Below are 19,776 nucleotides of genomic sequence, written 5' to 3'. Positions count from 1 at the left end.
ATCCTCCTGAACATCCATTCCCATTCGCTCTAGTGCTGGTTCGCCGGTTTCAGGGCCGGATAGACGGCCTTCAGACGGTTATACAGCAGATATCCCACAAAATAATTTAACCCCAGCTTCAGGATATTAAAGGGGATGGTGGCCATGACAATGAAGGTGGTCAGGTTGGTGATGGCCGGGTTTACGGAAGCCACCATGGAAACCACGCTGTCAAGGGATACACCCATTGCCTTTGCGTACAGGGGCAGGGTGATGAATGCGTTGCAGAAACAGGCAAAGGCGGTCCTCACAACAATACTGGCAGCCAGTCCTGTGACGGCAGCTTTGCGGCTTTTGCCCATCTTGTTATATACCGCCCATAATGGAAGGACAAACAGGGCCACTCCGATCAGGTTGGACAGTTCGCCAACGTACATGGAATTTGTTCCCACGGTTATAAGCTTAATAAGGATCTTGATGATCTCCACCCAGGCGGCGGAAGCAGGGCCGAACATGAACAGGGCCATGATGGATGGGACATCGCTGAAATCCACCTTGTAAAAAGGCGGCATCAGGGGAACGGAAAATTCCAGGGACATGAGGGCGCCTGCTATGGCTGCCAGCATGCCGGTGTAGATCAGTTTCTGAATACTCCACTTTGATTTCATAACATAACCTCCTTAAATTCAATATCAGATGTTTTGCAATGAAACAAGTCCTTTGGTAAAACCTTGTTAAACCGTTGGATCATAAAGCTGCGCGGCACGTCTTTACATCAAAAAAACCCAGAGCCATAGGGGCCTGGGAGTCATAAACAATTCAATATAAATAACGGCATATGCTTCATTATCCATATGAATTCAATCGCCTTCTCTCATCCAGACTATACTGTCGGTTTTGGAATCTCACCAAATCAACCGCCTAAGCGGGTCGCGGACTATACCGCCGGTAGGGAATCACACCCTGCCCCGAAGAACTTATTCATTTGCTTATTTTAGCGTAGCACAAATGGCCCCGGAAGTCAATGGGGTTACAGGGAGTTCGTTTGGAAAAACTGCACAATTTTCTTTTTGTAATGATGTGCAGAATCACTGTTTACAACCAACGTAGGATGTAGTATATTAATGACATGAAACATAGAACGTAGGATGTAGGATATATAGAAAAAAGGACAGGGATCAAAGGAGGATCATCATGAAAGTGGCATTGGTTTACACAAGTACAACACCTGAACTGATTGAGCTGGTGGAAAAGGAAGTAGGGGCAGCGCTCCCGGCGGATACGGAGGTTGCAAGCTATCAGGACCCCTCCATTCTGGCGGAAGTCAGGGATGCGGGTTATGTGACGGCCCCTCCCGCAGCCCGGCTGGTGGGGATGTATATGAAGGCGGTTACGGAGGGAGCGGACGCGGTCCTGAACCTGTGTTCATCCGTGGGAGAAGTGGCGGATGCGGCCCAGGATATCGGCAGGTTTACAGGTATCCCCATTGTCCGAGTGGATGAGGAGATGTGCAGGGAGGCGGTGAGGCAGGGCAGAAGGATCGGCGTTATGGCCACCCTTCCAACCACATTAAACCCAACCAAGAATACCATACTGCGGGTTGCCAGGGAGATGAACCGCCGGGTGGAGCTGGTGGATGCACTGGTGGACGGGGCGTTCGGCCTTGACCAGGAGCAGTTTAAGGCCCTGATGAGCCGGTATGCAGGGGAGATCGCGGACCAGGTGGATGTGATCCTCTTTGCCCAGGGGTCCATGGCATACTGTGAAGAGTATATTCATGAAAAGTATGGTAAAGTAGTACTATCCAGTCCCAGGTTTGGGGCGGCCGCTTTAAAAGATGCGCTTGTGAGAAAGGGATTGCTGTAAGGGGCCGGAATGCGGTCTTTAAGTGCTCGTAACGAAAGGAGAGGGAAGCATGTTTAAAAGGTTAAAAAGGACAGCTGCAGTCATATGCGCCGCAGCCCTGATCTGCTCCATGACAGCCTGCGGCTCGGCCCAGGACAAGAAAGTGGTACTTCATTTTACACACACCCAAAGCCCGGGATCCATCAGCGACCTGACAGCCCAGGAGTTTAAGCGGTTGGTGCAGGAGAAAAGCAACGGACGGATCGAGGTTAACATATATTCCAACTGCGGCCTTTCAGGCGGCGACCTGACAAAGGCCATTGAACTGGTACAGGCGGGCAATATCGACATCCATTCCTGCGCGCCGCCTAATATTGCCAACTATGATAAGAAGTTTTACTCCTTCTGGCTCCCCTTCCTGTTTCCCAACTCAGATGACCTGCTGGCTTTCTGCCACAGTGAGAAGGTCTATCAGGTGGTAAACGGGTGGTGCAACGACCTGGAGATGGAGATGCTGGGGATCAACAACGCAGGTTCCAGACAGATTTCCAACAGCAAAAAAGAGATCACAAAACCGGAAGATTTAAAGGGGATGAACATCCGTGTGCCGGGCGCCAATATTTTCATTGATCTTTACAGGAATTATTTTGGGGCAAACCCCACGGCCATGGATTTCTCAGAAGTATATACCTCCCTTCAGCAAAAGACCATTGACGGACAGGAGAATCCCATTGCCGTGTTTGATTCCTCCAAGTTTGCGGAAGTTCAGCAGTATGTAACTTTGTGGGACGGTGTCAGGGATACCACCATCTGGGTGATGAGCCAGAGGACCATGGAGAAGCTGTCGCCGGAGGACCAGGCCCTGGTAAAAGAGTGTGCAACAGAGGCCCTGGACTGGGGGAATGAGTACCTGGCGCAAAACGAGGAGGCCATTATCCAGAAACTGAGGGACGGCGGGACAACCATCACAGCGCTGACGGATGAACAGAAGGCGGAGTTCCAGAAAGCCTGCGCCGGCATTTATGATGATTACGCCCAGTCAGTGGGACAGGATGTGATCGATCTGTTCACCGGCGGTTACAAAGAATAACGAGGAGGAACGTTATGAAGGAAAAAGGCTTATTAAAGGATTTCTGGGAGAACTTTGAGGAATACCTGTGCTCCGCTGCACTGCTTATCATGACCCTGGTTACGTTTATGAATGTATTTTCCAGAAAGATCTCCTGGTTTAACATGTCATTTACCCAGGAACTGGTGACCACCATGTTTGTGTGGGTGTGCTGCCTGGCAGCTGCCAGTGTGTTTAAGACAGATTCCCATATGGGGTTTAATTATCTCACAGATAAGTTTCAGGGCGCGGCCCGAAGAACTTACCGTATGTGCCGGCTTTTGCTGTGTACGGCCAATTATGGGATCTGGATCATATGGGGAATCCAGATGGTTTACAGGCAGTATCATTACAATCTGCTGACCGGCGTCCTGGAGATGCCCCAGTGGACCATCGGGATCGCCATTCCCCTGTCGGCCGTGTGTTCCATTATCCGTATGGTACAGTATGAGATCAGGTTAGCAAAGGAGGGAGAATAGTATGTCAGCAGCAATTCTTTTTGGTTCCATGGCAGTGATGATCGTCCTTGGCATTCCCATTGCCATTGTGCTGGGAGTATCCAGCGCCCTCACCCTCCTGTTCTCGGGAGCGCCCTTGGGGGTGATTCCGTCCATGATGCAGGCCACGGTGCAGAAGTTTTCCCTCCTTACCATCCCTTTGTTTGTGCTTGCGGGGGCGATCATGGATAAAGGCGGCATTTCCAAGCGCCTGATCAACCTGGCGGACAGCATCATCGGGCCGGTTCACGGTGGACTTGGGTACGTGGCAGTGGTGGCAGCCCTGTTCTTTGCAGCCATATCCGGCTCCGGTACGGCCACGGTTGCTGCCATGGGTTCCATCCTGATACCGGCCATGGTAAAGCAGGGGTATGACGCAGGATTTTCCAGCGCCCTTTCCGCCATATCCGGCTCCCTGGGAACCGTGATCCCGCCCAGCATCACTTTTATCATCTATGGCATGATCACCGGTGAATCCATAGGGGATCTGTTCCTTTCCGGTATTGTTCCGGGACTGATATTCGGATTTGTACTCTGTATCATGGTCTTTATCCAGTCCAAAAAGCATGGGTGGAAGGGCGAGACAAAGAGGGCGTCCGCCAAGGAGATCGGAAGGCTGTTTTTAGACACGGTGTGGGGGCTGTTAAGCCCGGTCATTGTACTGGGAGGCATCTATTCAGGGCTGTTTACACCCACCGAGGCAGCGGCCGTTGCCGTTGTGTACAGCCTGATCGTGGGGATCTTTGTCTATAAGGAACTGCGCTTTAAGGAACTGAAGGAGACGCTGTTCTCAACCGCCAAGACAACGGGCATGATCCTTCTGATCATCATGAACGCAGGTATCTTCTCCTGGGTACTGACCCAGCAAGGCATAGCCGCTAACCTTACGGAGATGGCCCTGGCCCTTACGGATAACAAGTATATTATGCTGTTTATCATCAATATTGTGTTCCTGTGTGCCGGCTGCGTAATGGACAACACCAGCGCCCTTTATATCCTGGTCCCCATCATCATGCCCATTGCCAAGTCTCTGGATATCAACATGATCCAGCTGGGCGTGATCCTGGTGCTGAACCTGTCCATCGGCCAGGTGACACCTCCCGTAGGGCCAAACCTGTATGTGGCCGCGGACATCGGAAAGGTGAAATTCGAGGTGATCTGCCGGAAAATGGTGCCGTTGCTGCTGATGTCGCTGATCGCCCTGTTTGCCATCACATACATACCGGCGCTGAGTCTCTGCCTGATTCCTTCATAACAGTATTTTAACGTAAGATTGCGCTGAACCAACATATGATGTATACTTATGGATAAGTGGGCCGCCCGGCCGGTTAGCAGGGAAGCTTACCGGACCAGGACGGTATACATCCCGCGTAAGCGGCCGCAGCAGGCAGGCTGACGCGTTTGCAGCAAAGGAGGTTCAGCATGGAGAAAACCAGTTTTTTAAAGGAAGCTGTCGGAGGACAGTCGGTTGTAAATAAGATTGTAGATAACATTACCAATGCTATTATAAATGGAGAACTTAACCCGGGAGATAAGATCCCCACAGAGGCAGAATTGTCGGAGTCCATGGGAGTGGGAAGAAATTCGGTCAGGGAAGCCATTAAGGTGCTGGAGGCTTACGGCGTGGTACATATCAAGCGGGCGGAAGGTACTTTTGTGAGCCAGGAGTATGACAGTAAGATGATCTATCCCGTACTGTACGGGATCATTTTACAAAAGGATTCCACCAAGCAGATCGTGGAGCTGCGCAAAGTAATTGACGTGGGGCTTCTTCAGCTGGCCGTGGACAAATTAAAGTCCAGGGAACTGGAAAAGTCCCAGATGGAAGCCATCGAACATGCCATGGAGGAGCTGGAGCGCCAGGCCCATATGGATATGCCCCAGGTGAAGAACCTGTTTGAGGCGGATGTGCAGTTCCATATGGCCATTGTGGGGATTACGGAGAATGTGATGCTCCAGTCCATCTGCAATTACGTGGATAAGATCACACGCCGTTCCCGCATGTCTACCATAGACCAGATATTCCAGGCAGGGGATGTTGAGAACTTTCTGGATATGCACCGCAGGATCGTAAAGCTTTTGCAGGACAGGGATGCCGCGGGGATCTACGGGATCGTGGAGGAGCATTACCAGTACTGGGCAAAAGTAAAAGATGAATCGTGAATGATCGTGAATGGTAACAGCATGGCAATGCACCGGGTCTGAGACAGTGGGGCGCCGGCTGGCGGTTGCTGCAGAGGATGACTGTGGGCGTGAAAGTCGCTGTGAAGGTCGGTAATGCAGCAGCCGCTTTTTATTTACCAGGATAGAAACAAAATGAAAATGAAACTTGGAGGCAGGATATGATATACAGAAAAAAATGTGAACTGGAAACAGTCCCCATAGAGGGATGCATGGGCGGCAAGGGAACCGTCAAAATGGAAAAGCTTCTCTGCGCACCGGAAGAAATGATGGGAAAGGGAAGGGCCTATGTGCGCCACACCTTAAACCCGGGTGTTTCCATTGGGATGCACACCCATGAAGGCGAGATGGAGACCATGGTGATTATCAGCGGAAAGGCGGTGCACACGGTCAACGGGCAGGAGCAGCATCTGGAGGCCGGGGATATGATCGCGGCCCAGCCGGGGGATACCCATGGGATCGCCCAGGAGGGAACGGAGCCTCTGGTACTCATTGCACAGGTCCTTTACGCCTAGACCAGAGAACAGAGGGCATAGAGAAAGACATGAACGCTATAAATGATGTAAAAGGATAGGGAGAATGACCATGAAAGATATGGAACAAAAGGTCCTTGTAAACGTTGCCCCGGTGGCGGCCACGGACAAGGTGATCATACCGGAAAAGATTGCAGAAGATGTATATGAATGCTATAAGGCAGGGGCCGCCATGGTGCACCTGCATGTGAGGGACAGGGAGGGGAACCTGACCAAGGATATGACATTGCTGGAAGAGACACTGGCCATGATAAGAAGGGATTCGGATATTGTGATCGAGGTGTCCACAGGCGGTGTTTCTGACCTGACCATTGAGGATCGGTGTGCCCCGCTGTACTCTGGCCTTGTGGAGGCGTGCTCCCTGAATGTGGGCTCCACCAACCTGGGAAAGGCCGTTTACTGCAATCCCATGGATGATGTGGAATACTGCGTCAGGGAAATGCTGAAACAGAAAAAGACGCCTGAGGTGGAGACCTTTGAGATCGGACATACCTGGGCCATGACGCAGCTGATGAAAAAATATGAGTTTGCGGACCCGGTACTGTTCAGTGTTGTGCTGGGGCATGAGGGGGAAGCGCCCGCCACCCCGCAGGCATTGGCAGCCATGATCCAGATGATCCCCGCAGGCACGATCTGGGGCATCACACAGGCAAACCGAAGGGATTTTTCCCTTTTGGCCGGAGCAGTCGGAATGGGGGCCAAGACGGTGAGGATCGGCTTTGAGGACAGCAATTATCTGAATGCCGTAACGCAGGCGGATACCAATGCGCCCCTTGTTGCAAAGACGGTGCGGATGCTGCGGGCCATGGATAAGGAACCCATGACGCCTGGTGAAGCCAGGGAGTTTTTTGGTATAGGAAGATAGGAAATCTATACCGGGGAAGAGAGGAAGACAAATATGCTGGATGCAGATGTGTTAAAACAGTACCCTCAGATCGACTGCGGTGCTGTCCAGGCTTTACTGGAAACCAGATGCCGGGAGGACCGGCATAAGATTGTAGTGTTGGATGACGACCCTACCGGGGTACAGACGGTACACGGCATTTCCGTGTATACGGACTGGTCCTATGAAAGTGTAAAAAAGGGCTTTGAGGAGGAGAACAAACTCTTTTACATACTGACCAATTCCAGGGGCTTTACAGTGGAGCAGACCACCAGGGCCCATGTGGAGATCGGGGAGACCGTGGCAAAGGTGTCTGAGGAGACGGGGATCGATTATGTGATTGTCAGCAGGGGAGATTCCACCCTGAGGGGACACTATCCCCTGGAGACAGAGCTCCTTGCCCGGGTGGAGGAGAGCCATAGGGGAAAACCTGTGGACGGTGAGATCATCTGCCCGTATTTTAAGGAGGGCGGCCGTTTTACCATTGACAACATACACTATGTAAAGTATGGGGAGCAGCTGGTACCGGCAGGGGAGACGGAGTTTGCAGGCGATAAGACCTTTGGATACCATTCCTCTGATCTGAGGGAATATGTGGAGGAAAAGACAGAGGGCAGATACAGGGCCGCTGATGTGTTGAGCGTTTCCCTGGAGGAACTGCGCAGCCTGGATTACGATGGAATTACCCAAAAACTCCTGTCTCTCAGGGATTTTGGGAAAATTGTGGTCAATGCTGCGGATGCATGTGACCTGAAGGTATTCTGCATTGCTCTTTACAATGCCATGGATCATGGACACAGGTTTATGCTGCGCACAGCCGCCGGTTTTGTGAAGGAGTTTGGAGCGGTCAGTGACCGGCCCCTGCTCACCAGGGATGAGATGGTGGAAGAGGACCGGAAAACCGGGGGGATCATTGTGGTAGGCTCCCACACAAAAAAGACCACCATCCAGCTGGAGGCCTTAAGGCAGGTGCCTGGAATTGAGATGATCGAATTTAACTCCGACCTGGTTCTGGATGAGGCTAAATTCCAGGAGGAAATAAACACTGTCCTCATGCATGAGGAGGAATTGCTGGAGCAGGGCGTGACAGCAGTGGTATACACAAAGCGGAAGCTGCTTTCCCTGGAAAGTGACAGTCCCGAGGCAGCGCTTTTGAGGTCGGTCCGGATATCGGATGCGGTACAGTCACTGGTAGGACGGTTAAAAGTTACTCCCGCGTTTGTGGTGGCAAAGGGAGGGATCACATCCAGCGATGTGGGGACCAAAGCCCTTAAGGTCAGACAGGCCACTGTCCTGGGACAGATCCGCCCGGGGATACCGGTGTGGAAAACAGGCCCGGAGAGCCGGTTCCCAGGTACGCCCTATGTCATTTTCCCCGGAAATGTGGGGGAGGCGGAGACGCTGAGGGAAGCGGTGGAGGAATTGATGGGAAGATAGTAAGATATATAAAGAAGTTAAAACCCATTGGAGAAGCGTGATTTCTCTGATGGGTTTTGTTTGTTTTCTGTTGGAGAAAGAGAAGATGTATGACAGGTTTCTGGAGGAGGTGCTAAACTGTGGTTCTATCCATACTCTGAATCAGTATGAAACCGTTCTGAAAAGGATGTACCCGGACAGAGAGATGTCGGCTTACATTGCTTATGTAATTAAAGAAGGCCGGCTTTTAATATGTATGGGCGCTATTCTCCTTGCTGAGAGCATAGCGCCGTATGTTGTCAGATTTCATCCCATCCGGACCGGAAAACATGTAGTGCAGGTGATGCCAGGGAGGCTTTGGTGGTCTTGATCACATGGGATCAGCCGTTACTTCACCAACCTTACATCCACCTCATATACCATCCCGGATCCACATGGAAGATAAGGCTCTGTCCAGGGGGACCCGTTAACCATAACAGAAGCGATCCGGTTGCATCCGTGGTCCTCGGTCTGGGTATAGCGGATGTTGTAAACCGCTCCCCGGAACTCCTTTGTGACAGAGCATTCCTTCCAGTCCGGCGGCAGGCATGGCTCCAGGCGCAGGCCGGGGATTTCGGCTTTGAGGCCAAGGACGTATTGGAACAGGGCCTTGGTCAGCCAGGCTCCGGTTGCACTCCGCCAGGTCTGTCCCGCCGTTCCCAGACGGTAGCCTGTCTCCTCTGTAAAATAGGAGTTGCACATAATGTAGGGCTCACAGTATTTTTTATGGTATTCATGGTGGAAGGGAAGGATCTTTTGAAGACCCATCTGTACCTTTTGGTTGTCCTTTTGCATACTGTCCACAGCCAGCTTCCAGCAGCAGGGATGGAGGTAAACGCCCCCGTTTTCATGGACGCCTGCGGGTTTCTGGGTCATCTGGCCAATGGTATCCACATAGCTGTGGTAGGAGGGCCAGGATACCAGGGTCCCCAGATCGGTTTCCAGGTATTTGTCCACGGCATCCATTATCTTCTGCTTTCTCTCACCCTCGGCAACCTGGGCCAGGACTGCCCAGAGCTGGGGGATCAGATAGATCTTTCCCTCCCGGCAGGACATGGAGCCCAGAGGCTCGCCCTGGTCATTAAAGGCATCGATGTAGTATTCACCGTCCCATCCTGTCTCGTTTATGATATCCTTCATTTCCTGGCCGCGGAGCCGGGAGAAGAACAAGTCTTCTTTCCTGTCAAGGGCCAGGGCCAGGGCGCCGAATCTCTCATTGGCCCGGCACCACGCAAGGGAAAGCCAGACGCTGGAGCCTTTTCCCTCTAATCCGGCCTGGTTCATCATATCATTCCAGTCACCGCCCCATAATTTGACCAGCCCATGGATTCCCCGGAAATCCCAGAGAAAATCCACGGCGCGTTTTACATGCTCATAGACGCTGGCTTCTGAACCGTCATTAAAGGGCACGGATTCCTCCAGGCATTTGACATCGCCCAGTTCCTCAATGATGGAAGCCGCAGCCATGGGGATCCATACCGCGCAGTCTGCAAAGTTGTTGTCACGTATCTCCCCGTCCAGCCAGGTTCTGGGAGCATACCCATTGCTGTACTGAAAGGTCAGGGCACGCTTGAAACGTTCCCAGGCCAGCTGCGGGTTAAAGGAAGCCAGGCATTCGCTGTCGCTTACCATGTCCCTGTATCCGTTGTGGCGCACCCTGGCCCAGCGGCTGCCCATGTTGGTCTGGTGCTTGGTCCAGAAGTTGATGAGGCAGTTAAGGGACTCGTCAGGGGTGCGGATGGTTACGCCCTTTTCCTGTGCGGCATACTGCTCCCTGACATCCATGAGTCTCTGCTCCACGGTCCGGGCATTGTTTCTGCGGGCGGCTTCCTCCAGTTCACCGGAGGCTAGGGCCACGCCCAGTGCGTAATGGAACTGGGCCTCTTCTCCGGGCTTAAGGGTAACGGTGTGTTCAAGGGCCAGACAGATCTTTTCCCCAATGCAGCAGCTTCCCGTACATCCGCCCATTGCCAGGGCGTCAGGCTCCTGTTCATTGCCGTAGGTTCCGATAAAAGCGTTCTTTCTTGTATCATATCCGCTTACCTCGCGGTCTGCCAGGAAGTAGGCGGAAACTTCCTGGAAGTTTTCCGACTGGATCTTGGCATAGGAGCGGGTGGCAACCCCGTTTAATTCAGGCCGGAAACCGGCTGTGTCCACGTTGTAGCCCTGGGGGCGGTACACACCATCGGTCTCAGTCTTGGCGTAGGGGATGACTTTGATGGTACGGATTCGGTTGGATGTATTTTTTACTTTGATGCTCCATATCTCCTCATTGGCATCCTGAGGCACAAAGATGCGGAAACTGCTGGAAATACCCATATATTGGGAGAATATCTCCGTATAACCGATTCCGTGCACACAGGAAAAATCCTGGTATTCCTTTTTTACGGGCAGTCCGTTGGCAGTCCAGTATTGGCTGCTTTCCGTGTCCAGGATATAGACCTGGCGGCTGTCCGCCAGCAGGATCCGCCGTCCCAGATGTCCCTGGATCAGGCTTTCGCCGTAGCCCACCTGGGAGGTAAATGTTATATAGCTGTCATTATATAGGTAGTTGTACCAGTGGCGGGGCGTATGGGGGGTGGTAATGACAAACTCGCTGCCCTGGTTTCTGAAATATCCGTATTCTTTCATGTGTTTATACTATCTCCTTCCGGGCCATAACCCTTTGTGCATTACCCTTTGATCGCTCCTGCGGTGATCCCCTCGATAAAATACCGGTTCAGAAACAGATAGACGATCAGTATGGGGACAATGGACATTACGGTTCCGGCCAGCATGGTACTCCATGCAGCCACGCCGTCACCCTGGTCCTTGAGCAGCACCACGCCCACTGTCAGGGGACGCAGTTCGGAGCGGGACAGGGTAAATGCCAGGGGCATCATATAGTTGTTCCATGTATCCCTGAAGGCCAGGATACCGGTGGTTGCAAGGATGGGTTTCATGATGGGCATCAGGATCGTGGTATAGACCTTAAAGAAGCTGGCGCCGTCAATGGTAGCCGCCTCGTCTATCTCCTTGGAGATCCCGTTGCAGTATCCCATGACCAGGATACAGTAAAAGGGCTGGGCGGTTGCGATCTGGGTGATGACCATTCCCCAGATGGAATCCAGAAGCCCGAGCTTGCGGCAGAGCTGGAAAATAGGGAATAGGGTAACTGCCCCGATCAGGAACATCATAAAGCCAAAGGTGCCGGTGAGCAGTTTTTTGCCCGGGAAATCGCACCTGGACATGGCATATCCTGTCATGGAGGATGTGATGATGATACCGATCACCGATGCCACGGCAAAGAACACGCTGTTTAAGGTGTATCTGGCAAAGTTGGCCTGCTTCCAGGCTTTCATATAGTTCTCGGGACGCCATGTTTCCGGAAATATCTTAAGACCGCCTAACAGGAATTCCTCTGTGGATTTAAAGGAACCGCCCACTGCGTATACCAGCGGAAATACCAGCAGGAAAATGATGACTGCCAGCAGGGCGTATAATAAGATCATATCTCTTCTGTGGTTTGCTTTTTTCGACATGAAGATCCCTCCTAGTAATTCATGTTTTTGGTGGCGCGGATATAGAGCAGCGTAATGAACATAACCAGCACCGTGGACAGGATACTGATGGCAGAGGCATAACCCTGCTGGGCAGTGCCCATGGTCTCAAAAAAGTATCTGTAGATGTACATGGTCATGACTTCCGTGGAATTTCCCGGACCTCCGTTGGTCAGGGCTTTTACGGAGTCAAACAGCTTCAGCGCGTTCATGATGCACAGGGCCGTGATGGTCTGGAACATGCTTCCCATCATTGGGATGGTGATCCTGAAAAAGGTCTGGATCTTGTTGGCCCCGTCCACCCTGGCGCTTTCGTATACATCGGATGGGATGCTCTGAAGGGCTGATAAAAACAATACCATGTAAAATCCCACGCCGCTCCAGGTACAAAAGAGCACAATGACGATCTTGGCCATGGTTCCGTTGCCGAACCATTCAATGGCTTTTTCGATCAGGCCCATTTTGATCAGCACACCGTTGATAATTCCGTTGTAGGAGGCGAACATAAAATAAAATACGATTGCCATGATGGCAGTACTTGTGATATTGGGTACAAAGATGATTGCCCTGGCCAGGCTCTGGCCTTTGAACCGCTGGTTTAACAGCACGGCCAGCAGCAGTGAGCAGGGGATCTGCACCAGCGGGATGGCAACACCCATCTGCAGTGTGTTGATCACCGAGTTCCAGTAGGTCGCGTCCTTAAACAGGCGCGTGTAGTTTCTTAGCCCCACGAACACGGCGGGGGAAAAACCGTCATATTTGAAAAAGCTGTAATACAGTACGTACAGCAGCGGATACACTCCAAACAGTATTACCATGAGGATGGTGGGGGACATCATCAGATACGGCTGTTTATATTTGCCCAGACGGGCCAGGAAACCCTTATTTGTTCCGGCAGTTTTCACTTTTTTTACCTATCCTTTCTGAATTTTGGTCAAAAATAGAGCTGCTGCAAAACATTACATTTTACAGCAGCCCTGCTTTCTCCTATTTCACGCTGCTCTCATCAATGGATCCGCTGGCAATGGCGTCCTCCAGGCCTAATGTATAGCGCTGGTTCAGGTCTTCCACGGCCGCATCCAGGTCAGCCGAAATATCGGCTCCCTCAGCAGCCTTGGCAAACAGGTTGGTGAATACCGTGTTACGGTCATCACCCTCCAGGCTGATGAATTTGTGAGGTTCAAATTTAGGGATATCCAGGTCATCTGTCTTAAAGCTGTACTCCACACCCTGCAGGTTCAGATCCTCGATGCCCAGGGAATCCAGGTCATTGGCGCGGTTGTCATTTCTGGGAACCGGCATGTACTGGTTGGCAATGGTCTGGTTGGACAGCCAGTAGGTGTAGAACTTCTTGGCAGCCTCCACGTTTTTGCCGTTGCCCACAACCCAGTTTACGCCGCCCTCTGCCCAGTACTTGTCGGCAGTATCGCTTTCAAATACGGGAAGGGGTGCTGAATCCCAGTTGCATTTTGCATCCATCTGGGTTGCGTAGCTTCCGGGCATCCAGGTTCCGTCAATATACATTCCAATGGTCCCCGCTGCAAAGTTGGCCCTCAGGGTGTCGATTCCCAGTGTCAGGTATCCTGGGAACAGGGAGCCGTCCTTCATCATATCCACATAGAAGTTAAAGTAATCCTTGTTGGAGCCAAAGTCATAGGACTTGGTGGCATTGTTCCATCCGTAACGCTGTACATCGCTGGTGGCGTAGAGAATGGGGTCGATCACACGTTCCCAGATCTGGGCCACGCCCAGAGGCAGCCCGAAGCCGTATGCTTCCCCGCCGCCTGTCTCGGTGATCTTCTTGGCATATTCCCGCATTTCCTCCAGGGTTTTTGGCGGTTCCTCAGGATTTAAACCCGCCTTCTCAAAAAGGTCTTTGTTGTACAGCAGACGGTAGGCGCTGACACGTACCGGTACGGAGTAGAGTTCGCCGTTGAGATAGAACTCCTCTGGTGTAAATGCGCTGGGGTTGTAGTTTTCCTTTATCTCATCCGTGATGCAGTCATCCACGGGAACGATCTGTCCCTGCTTTGCCAGGGTCTGGACCGTGATGCCGCCGCTGCATTCCAGAATATCGGGGGCTGAATCCCCGGAGATGGCCATCTGTACCACGCTGGAATAGTTTTCTCCATAATATTCATAGGTGGCATGGACTTCACTTTGTGACTCGTTAAAGGATTCGATCAGTTTCTGGATGCCCTCATCCGGGCCGCTTCCCTTGGTCCAGATTCGTATTTCCGTGGTCTCTCCAGACGCTGCAGAGCTTCCTGCCGAACTTCCGGCTGTCCCTGCCTCGGAACCTGATTTTGTGCTGTTGGAAGATGTGCTGCCGCATCCGGCGGTGGTAAATGCCATTGCCCCGGCCATGGCAAGAATGGTGATTCTTTTTAGGTTTTTCATAACTCCCTCTCCTTATATTTGATAGTGACATTATATCGGATTGAAAAACCCTTTTGTGAACCTGAGATTATATGGTTTTAACTTTTTGTTAGGTCTTATTTGTGTTTCCGGTATTCCACCGGGAGCATGCCCGCGTACTTTTTAAAGGTACGGGTAAAGTGCTGGTTGGATGTATAACCCACCAGTTCCGCTATGTACTGTATCTTGTGATCCGTTGTGGACAGCAGCCGTCTGGCTTCCTCCATGCGTACCTGGGTCACATAGTCGGTAAACGCTTCTCCTGTCTCGGATTTAAACAGCTGGCTCAGGTAGGAGGGGTTCAGGAAAAAGTAATCAGCGGCCTTTTGCCTGGTCACTGTCTGGTAATTCTGGGAAATGTAATGCTTCATCCGGTCAATGAGACGGGTGGAGGCTTCCAGGGACTCCTGCCCCAGGAACGCTATGATCTGTTCCGTGACAGTCTCCAGCCAGCGGCGCAGTTCCCCCGAGGTCTTAAACTGATACAGATAATCGGGCTGGAAGATCTGGGATGTGTCGTAGGCTCCGTTTTCAATCTGGTGCTGGAGCAGGATACCCTGGTAATCCGTAAGCAGCCGGATGATCTCCGTGTAGATGCCCTCCCTCTCCATGCCCATTCCGTCAAACATACCGTGACAGAAACGGCCCAAGCGGACCATGGCATTTTTCTGTTCCCGGTGCTGTACCGCGTCCAGCAGTTTTTCTTTCCATTCCAGCAATTCCTTGTAATCCACATCCTCCCTTTTTCCGCCTCTTTGAATGCCTCCCTGGTAAATACCGGTTTCCCCGGATTCATAAAAACGGCGCTCCAGGGCTTTTTCAGCCTCTGTATAGGCGGTGCGCACATTGTCCGGAAATGTAACCCCGCTGCTGATCCCGGCTGACATGGGTACGCGGCAGAACTGTTTTACGGTGTCAAGGAGACGGGAAATAACGGACTGAAAGGAATCCTCCGCCCTTTCCCGTGTCTGCCCATGGCTCTGTACCTCATGGGAGGAAGGAGCATGGAGAGAAGGAGCATGGAGAGAAGGGTCATGGAGGGAAGGATCATGGATGGAGGGGAGATGGATGGAGGGGGTATACAGAAACAGGATGGCGGAAGTTTCATTGCCCAGGGAAACGCACTCGCAGCTGCCCGCCTCCAGGCAGATCTCCTCGATCATATTGTCAATAGCAAACTTGATAACGGCCTGTTCCGTGTCCCGAAGGGGAATGTCCGTATCCAGCAGGGCCACCATGGCCATGGATTTGGGAGGACACAGTTCCATGTTTTCCCACATATGCAGGATATGGGAAGGGGAGAGGTCTTCCCTCAGCAGCTTGCGCAGAAAATTCTCCTTGGCCCCGCGTTTCAGGTGGTAGAGGCGGACCGTGGCCTCCTCCTCCTTTTGTTTCTGCAGGCGTTTTTCATCCAGTTTTTTTACCGCCTGAAGGATCCTCTCCCGCAGATCCTTTTCCAGCACAGGCTTTAGCATATAGCAGGCAGCGCCTTTTTCCAGCGCTTTCTGTGCGTATTCAAAGTCACTGTAACCGCTCATGATCATGATCACCACATCAGGAAACTGTTCCTTTACATGGTCGATCATTTCCAGTCCGTTCATGGACGGCATGCGGATGTCCGTAATAATGATATCCGGTTCCGTCTCATTGATGATGTCAAGGGCCTCATCCCCATCATAGGCAGCCCCTTCGATCCGGCATCCCAGGGATTCCCAGTCCACCAGCTGCTTCATTCCTTCAATGATCAGCTCCTCATCATCCACTAAAACCACTTTGTACATGTTCATACTTCCCCCTTATCCTGTGAAGCCCGCGGCAGATGCAGGCTCAGTGCTGTTCCTATCCCCTCCTGGCTGTCAATTCTCAGTCCGTATTCCTTTCCGTAATACAGCTTCAGGCGGGTGTTGATATTGTTTAGTCCGATGTGCTCGCTTTCCAGCGTGTCCGGCTGGTCCAGGGTTGCCCGTATTTCTTCCAGCCGCAGGGGGCTGATCCCTTTTCCGTTGTCCTCCACCGTGATATCCACGGTCTGATCCGTGCACTGGGAACTGATGCGGATCTGCCGGTTCATCCTCCGCTTTTCCAGTCCGTGATGGACCGCATTTTCAATGAGAGGCTGCAGGGAAAATTTAGGGATGATCATGTCCATGACATCCTCCGGAATCTGTACATCCAACTGGAACTTGTACCTGAACCTGAGATTCTGCAGTTCTATGTAACAGGTGACATACTCCAGCTCTTCCCGTACTTTTACGTACTCGGTTTTCATATCTGTTGTGCGCCGCAGCAGAAGGCTGAGCTTTTCGATCATTTCAGCCGCCTCGTGGTCCTGGTTCAGCAATGCCTTCATACGGATGCCGTCCAGGGTGTTGTAAAGAAAATGGGGGCGTATCTGGCGCTGGAGCATCATGATCTCCGCTTCCTTTTTCTTGATCTCAATCTGGGCCTTTTCCTCCATCAGTACTTTGATCCGGCCCGCCATGTGGTTCAGGCCCGCGGCAATGGTTCGGATCTCATCATTGCTGTCCACCTGAATCTCCACATCCAGGTTTCCCCGCTCAATGGCTTCGATGCCTTCCATCACCCTGGAAACGCCCCGGCTCATCACCTTGGAGGAGCCCACAGCCAGGGCAACGGCCAGACCGCCGCCCAGGACCAGGAGCATGACGGCAATGCGGCTGAGTTCATTGAGATCCCTGAGCAGCACATCCTGGGGAACAATGTAGGCCACATACATGTCCAGATAGTCGGAGTGTTCCATGCTGATATTCCATGCCTGACCGCCCAGAACTACCTGGAACGGGCCTGATTCCCTGTCCAGCCTGTGTTGGATCTCCTCCATGACCCGGCTGCCCGGGTCAGTCCCGGAAAGATAGAACAAATTCTGCTTCCGGTCAAACAGGGCCACGCTGTTCTGGTCCAGCCTGTTTTTGCGGCATATCTCGTCCAGAAGCCGCCGCTTCATATCCACCCGGACCACCCCGTTGATCTTCATCTCGCTGTAGCTTCTCAGCTTTCTTGCAATGGAAAACACCTCGTCCGCATTGGTCTTGTGAAGGGGCATGACACAGAACATTTCCGGGTCATCCATAAAGGTGAGGTACCATTCCTCCTGGGAAATGTTGACGCCCTGGCGGTAAGGCACATTGGGGCCCCCGGTGAACACCCGGCCGCCGGAATCCGCTATGAGGATCCCGTCCGCATCGATCCTTACATTGAGGATCCGCTCAATGGAAGCCATAACCTCATTGTAGTAATCCACATACCTGGGGCTGTCCTCAGGGATCTGTTCCCCCAGCTTTCTGATCATATCCTCCTGAAGCAGGAAGGTCATGCTCAGGCGGTCGATCTCCCGCACCATATTGGTGATGGAACTGGTAATGCTGTCCACATAGACCTCGGAATATGCGATCATATTCTTTTTCAGCACCTGTCTGGATATTCCATAAAAGGCGGCAAACACGCTGCCTGAAAGCAAAATTGTGCCCAGCAGAAGAAGCATCAGCTTTTTTTGGAACCCCATCTTCTGTTTTTCCCGCATTTATTATCCCCCCGCAATAGCATTTCCTTTGTTTTTTGACTAAAATTATAACATACAAAGAAGGGAATTACGAAAGATGGGGAATTTTAATGTTAACATGGTTATCAACCCTGTGGTATTCATGCTATAATTGTAACTGTTTAGGACATCCGATGTAAAAATGGGTCTGTTACCTATAATTTAGGGATTAAGGAATAGGCGGAGCCGAAAAGGGCGGACCGGGATACCCGGAAGACAGGGAAATGTAATGGGGATGACCGGAAGATAAGGAATGGGGGAGGGCTTGGCATGGACAAGATCATGGGACGGTTTATCAGGGAGTTGGAGGAGGCGGAGGTCTGTCTGCACAGCGTGGCCCTTATTTATAGAGGGAAGGTTATAGGTGAGCGGTATTTCGGACCCTTTGGGCCGCATACTCTGCAGCGCATGTTCTCCGTGAGCAAAAGCTTTGTATCAGTGGCGGTGGGGCTTTTGTGTGAAGAGGGCAGGATCGGGCTGTCTGATCCAATCCTGCAGTATTTTCCGGAATATGCCCCGGACATCATTCCTCCTCAGCTGGCCAGGATGACCATCAGGGATATGCTGAGGATGCAGACCTGCTATGATAAGACCACGTACAAAAGGGACCCCGGACAGCCATGGGTGCCCAGTTTTTTCCATACACAGCCCCATCATGAGCCAGGGATGGTCTTTATGTATGACACGTCATCCTCCCATACCCTCTGTGCGCTGGTGGAAAAGCTGTCAGGAAAAGAGATCATGGAGTATCTCAGGGAGAAGTGCCTGGACGAGATCGGATTTTCTAAGGAGGCATATTTCATAAGGAATGAGTTTAATGAGGCCATGGGGGGCAGCGGCCTTATGGCTAAAACAGGGGATATGATCAAATTTGCCAGGCTGCTGATGGAAGGGGGAGTGTTCCGGGGAAAGCAGCTCTTGCCAAAGGGATATATGAAACAGGCTGTCTCCTTTCAGACTCCCACCCGGATGAGGGGAGCTGTGAAGGAAGAACGCCAGGGATACGGCTACCAGTTCTGGCGCCTGACCCATCACGGATTCGGTTGTTACGGCAAGGGCGGACAGCTGGTCCTGTGCTATCCGGATCATGACCTGGCCGTGATCACCACCGCGGATACCACCAGCCTGCCTGAGGGAAACCAGGCGATCTACGACAGCTTGTACCGGAATATCTTTCCAGCACTGTCCTCCCGGGGACATTCAGGAAATCCGTCCCGTGGGAGCGATGGACCATGTCCAGGCGGTTTGTCCTGTGGGGACACCTTGGCCGGTTACCGCGGCCGGTCCTGCGCGGGCAGGGGATCATCGGAGGATGCCGGGGCTGGCGGCATGACCTGGTCCGGGGAATGCCCCGGGGATTTCCTGTCCGCCAATGCCAGAAGCAAGGATGCCAAGGAAGCAGGATCCGACCTTTGGGGAAAAGAGTATTGGTGCGAAGATGCAGGCGTCTGGAAAAAGATAGTGTTTTTCAGCGACAGGATCTGTTTTTGCACAGGGGATGAGGTATATGAACTGCCGGTGGGATGGGAAACCGCCCGGCCCGGAAGCTTCCCTCAGTACAATGATGCCTGTGTCACAAAGGCGGAGTGGCTGGATTTTTGCTCCCTTTACATAAGATCAGACATGCTGGGCGAAAACATGGCTGTTTTTGAAATGCAGGCTGTCTTTAAGGGCGCCGGGCTGCTGTGCTATATGAAACATACCCAGGAATTCCGGTTTGAGGAGTTTGCCGGGATATGGGAGGGGAAGCTGAAGAAGAAATAACCAGGAGGTATTAGC

The 19,776-nt window shown here is 52.2% G+C and carries 17 protein-coding genes and 1 riboswitch; of the genes, 10 read left to right on the top strand and 7 right to left on the bottom strand.

The features are described 5' to 3' along the window. Positions 1-29: 29 nt before the first annotated feature. A complete protein-coding gene (locus HMPREF9469_RS10530) occupies positions 30-647 on the bottom strand; it encodes an ECF transporter S component (protein ID WP_007861771.1) in 618 nt (205 codons plus the stop codon). A gap of 194 nt (positions 648-841) precedes the next feature. Next, a riboswitch (FMN riboswitch) is annotated at positions 842-959 on the bottom strand. Between the two features lie 214 nt (positions 960-1,173). On the opposite strand from HMPREF9469_RS10530, the gene HMPREF9469_RS10525 reads away from it, so the two are divergent. The 9 genes from HMPREF9469_RS10525 to HMPREF9469_RS10485 all read left to right on the top strand — a co-directional run bounded on the left by HMPREF9469_RS10525 (position 1,174) and on the right by HMPREF9469_RS10485 (position 8,812). Continuing rightward, a complete protein-coding gene (locus HMPREF9469_RS10525; RefSeq protein WP_007861758.1) occupies positions 1,174-1,845 on the top strand; it encodes an aspartate/glutamate racemase family protein in 672 nt (223 codons plus the stop codon). A 49-nt stretch (positions 1,846-1,894) separates the two neighbouring features. Next, positions 1,895-2,914, top strand: coding sequence for a DctP family TRAP transporter solute-binding subunit (locus HMPREF9469_RS10520; protein ID WP_007861756.1), 1,020 nt, complete (start codon positions 1,895-1,897; stop codon positions 2,912-2,914). Positions 2,915-2,928: 14 nt separating this feature from the next. Beyond that, the gene (locus HMPREF9469_RS10515) at positions 2,929-3,411 is read left to right on the top strand and encodes a TRAP transporter small permease (RefSeq protein ID WP_007861755.1); all 483 of its coding nucleotides are present in this window, start codon (positions 2,929-2,931) and stop codon (positions 3,409-3,411) included. Between the two features lies 1 nt (position 3,412). Next, the gene (locus HMPREF9469_RS10510; RefSeq protein ID WP_007861754.1) at positions 3,413-4,684 is read left to right on the top strand and encodes a TRAP transporter large permease; all 1,272 of its coding nucleotides are present in this window, start codon (positions 3,413-3,415) and stop codon (positions 4,682-4,684) included. 167 nt (positions 4,685-4,851) lie between these two features. Next, positions 4,852-5,592 (top strand): FadR/GntR family transcriptional regulator, encoded by a 741-nt coding sequence (locus HMPREF9469_RS10505; protein ID WP_007861753.1) that lies wholly within the window; start codon positions 4,852-4,854, stop codon positions 5,590-5,592. A gap of 179 nt (positions 5,593-5,771) precedes the next feature. Then, the gene (locus HMPREF9469_RS10500; protein WP_007861752.1) at positions 5,772-6,125 is read left to right on the top strand and encodes a cupin domain-containing protein; all 354 of its coding nucleotides are present in this window, start codon (positions 5,772-5,774) and stop codon (positions 6,123-6,125) included. 70 nt (positions 6,126-6,195) lie between these two features. Beyond that, positions 6,196-7,008 (top strand): beta-keto acid cleavage family enzyme, encoded by an 813-nt coding sequence (locus tag HMPREF9469_RS10495; RefSeq protein WP_007861751.1) that lies wholly within the window; start codon positions 6,196-6,198, stop codon positions 7,006-7,008. A gap of 33 nt (positions 7,009-7,041) precedes the next feature. Then, on the top strand, positions 7,042-8,463 hold the full coding sequence (locus tag HMPREF9469_RS10490; protein WP_007861750.1) for a four-carbon acid sugar kinase family protein: 1,422 nt from the start codon (positions 7,042-7,044) through the stop codon (positions 8,461-8,463). Positions 8,464-8,548: 85 nt separating this feature from the next. Continuing rightward, a complete protein-coding gene (locus HMPREF9469_RS10485; RefSeq protein ID WP_157140286.1) occupies positions 8,549-8,812 on the top strand; it encodes a hypothetical protein in 264 nt (87 codons plus the stop codon). Between the two features lie 17 nt (positions 8,813-8,829). On the opposite strand, the gene HMPREF9469_RS10480 is transcribed toward HMPREF9469_RS10485, so the two are convergent. The 6 genes from HMPREF9469_RS10480 to HMPREF9469_RS10455 all read right to left on the bottom strand — a co-directional run bounded on the left by HMPREF9469_RS10480 (position 8,830) and on the right by HMPREF9469_RS10455 (position 17,979). Then, positions 8,830-11,112: a GH36-type glycosyl hydrolase domain-containing protein gene (locus HMPREF9469_RS10480; protein ID WP_007861747.1), complete on the bottom strand. Its 2,283-nt coding sequence runs from the start codon at positions 11,110-11,112 to the stop codon at positions 8,830-8,832. 41 nt (positions 11,113-11,153) lie between these two features. Continuing rightward, positions 11,154-12,002, bottom strand: coding sequence for a carbohydrate ABC transporter permease (locus HMPREF9469_RS10475; RefSeq protein WP_007861746.1), 849 nt, complete (start codon positions 12,000-12,002; stop codon positions 11,154-11,156). 11 nt (positions 12,003-12,013) lie between these two features. Further along, positions 12,014-12,925: a carbohydrate ABC transporter permease gene (locus tag HMPREF9469_RS10470; protein WP_007861745.1), complete on the bottom strand. Its 912-nt coding sequence runs from the start codon at positions 12,923-12,925 to the stop codon at positions 12,014-12,016. An 82-nt stretch (positions 12,926-13,007) separates the two neighbouring features. Beyond that, positions 13,008-14,420: an ABC transporter substrate-binding protein gene (locus HMPREF9469_RS10465; protein ID WP_007861744.1), complete on the bottom strand. Its 1,413-nt coding sequence runs from the start codon at positions 14,418-14,420 to the stop codon at positions 13,008-13,010. Between the two features lie 95 nt (positions 14,421-14,515). Beyond that, positions 14,516-16,225 carry a response regulator transcription factor gene (locus HMPREF9469_RS30640; RefSeq protein WP_007861741.1) on the bottom strand — a complete coding sequence of 570 codons (1,710 nt, stop codon included), beginning with the start codon at positions 16,223-16,225 and terminating at the stop codon, positions 14,516-14,518. Then, positions 16,222-17,979, bottom strand: coding sequence for a sensor histidine kinase (locus tag HMPREF9469_RS10455; RefSeq protein ID WP_007861739.1), 1,758 nt, complete (start codon positions 17,977-17,979; stop codon positions 16,222-16,224). Before HMPREF9469_RS10455 ends, HMPREF9469_RS30640 begins: the two co-directional genes overlap by 4 nt. A gap of 288 nt (positions 17,980-18,267) precedes the next feature. Between HMPREF9469_RS10455 and HMPREF9469_RS30635 the strand changes: the two genes are divergently transcribed. Further along, positions 18,268-19,761, top strand: a complete 1,494-nt coding sequence (locus HMPREF9469_RS30635; RefSeq protein ID WP_007861736.1) for a serine hydrolase domain-containing protein — start codon at positions 18,268-18,270, stop codon at positions 19,759-19,761. The last annotated feature ends 15 nt before the right edge of the window (positions 19,762-19,776 follow it).

This window comes from [Clostridium] citroniae WAL-17108 (genome assembly GCF_000233455.1).
Lineage (GTDB): Bacteria > Bacillota > Clostridia > Lachnospirales > Lachnospiraceae > Enterocloster > Enterocloster citroniae.
Note: the sequence above shows the minus strand (reverse complement) of the source record. Positions and strands in the feature narration are given on the sequence as shown.

Bases quoted from the DNA above. Each gene is read 5' to 3' on its own strand.
- HMPREF9469_RS10530 (WP_007861771.1), bottom strand. From the start codon at position 647: ATGAAATCAAAGTGGAGTATTCAGAAACTGATCTACACCGGCATGCTG.
- HMPREF9469_RS10525 (WP_007861758.1), top strand. From the start codon at position 1,174: ATGAAAGTGGCATTGGTTTACACAAGTACAACACCTGAACTGATTGAG.
- HMPREF9469_RS10520 (WP_007861756.1), top strand. From the start codon at position 1,895: ATGTTTAAAAGGTTAAAAAGGACAGCTGCAGTCATATGCGCCGCAGCC.
- HMPREF9469_RS10515 (WP_007861755.1), top strand. From the start codon at position 2,929: ATGAAGGAAAAAGGCTTATTAAAGGATTTCTGGGAGAACTTTGAGGAA.
- HMPREF9469_RS10510 (WP_007861754.1), top strand. From the start codon at position 3,413: ATGTCAGCAGCAATTCTTTTTGGTTCCATGGCAGTGATGATCGTCCTT.
- HMPREF9469_RS10505 (WP_007861753.1), top strand. From the start codon at position 4,852: ATGGAGAAAACCAGTTTTTTAAAGGAAGCTGTCGGAGGACAGTCGGTT.
- HMPREF9469_RS10500 (WP_007861752.1), top strand. From the start codon at position 5,772: ATGATATACAGAAAAAAATGTGAACTGGAAACAGTCCCCATAGAGGGA.
- HMPREF9469_RS10495 (WP_007861751.1), top strand. From the start codon at position 6,196: ATGAAAGATATGGAACAAAAGGTCCTTGTAAACGTTGCCCCGGTGGCG.
- HMPREF9469_RS10490 (WP_007861750.1), top strand. From the start codon at position 7,042: ATGCTGGATGCAGATGTGTTAAAACAGTACCCTCAGATCGACTGCGGT.
- HMPREF9469_RS10485 (WP_157140286.1), top strand. From the start codon at position 8,549: ATGTATGACAGGTTTCTGGAGGAGGTGCTAAACTGTGGTTCTATCCAT.
- HMPREF9469_RS10480 (WP_007861747.1), bottom strand. From the start codon at position 11,112: ATGAAAGAATACGGATATTTCAGAAACCAGGGCAGCGAGTTTGTCATT.
- HMPREF9469_RS10475 (WP_007861746.1), bottom strand. From the start codon at position 12,002: ATGTCGAAAAAAGCAAACCACAGAAGAGATATGATCTTATTATACGCC.
- HMPREF9469_RS10465 (WP_007861744.1), bottom strand. From the start codon at position 14,420: ATGAAAAACCTAAAAAGAATCACCATTCTTGCCATGGCCGGGGCAATG.
- HMPREF9469_RS30640 (WP_007861741.1), bottom strand. From the start codon at position 16,225: ATGAACATGTACAAAGTGGTTTTAGTGGATGATGAGGAGCTGATCATT.
- HMPREF9469_RS10455 (WP_007861739.1), bottom strand. From the start codon at position 17,979: ATGCGGGAAAAACAGAAGATGGGGTTCCAAAAAAAGCTGATGCTTCTT.
- HMPREF9469_RS30635 (WP_007861736.1), top strand. From the start codon at position 18,268: ATGGACAAGATCATGGGACGGTTTATCAGGGAGTTGGAGGAGGCGGAG.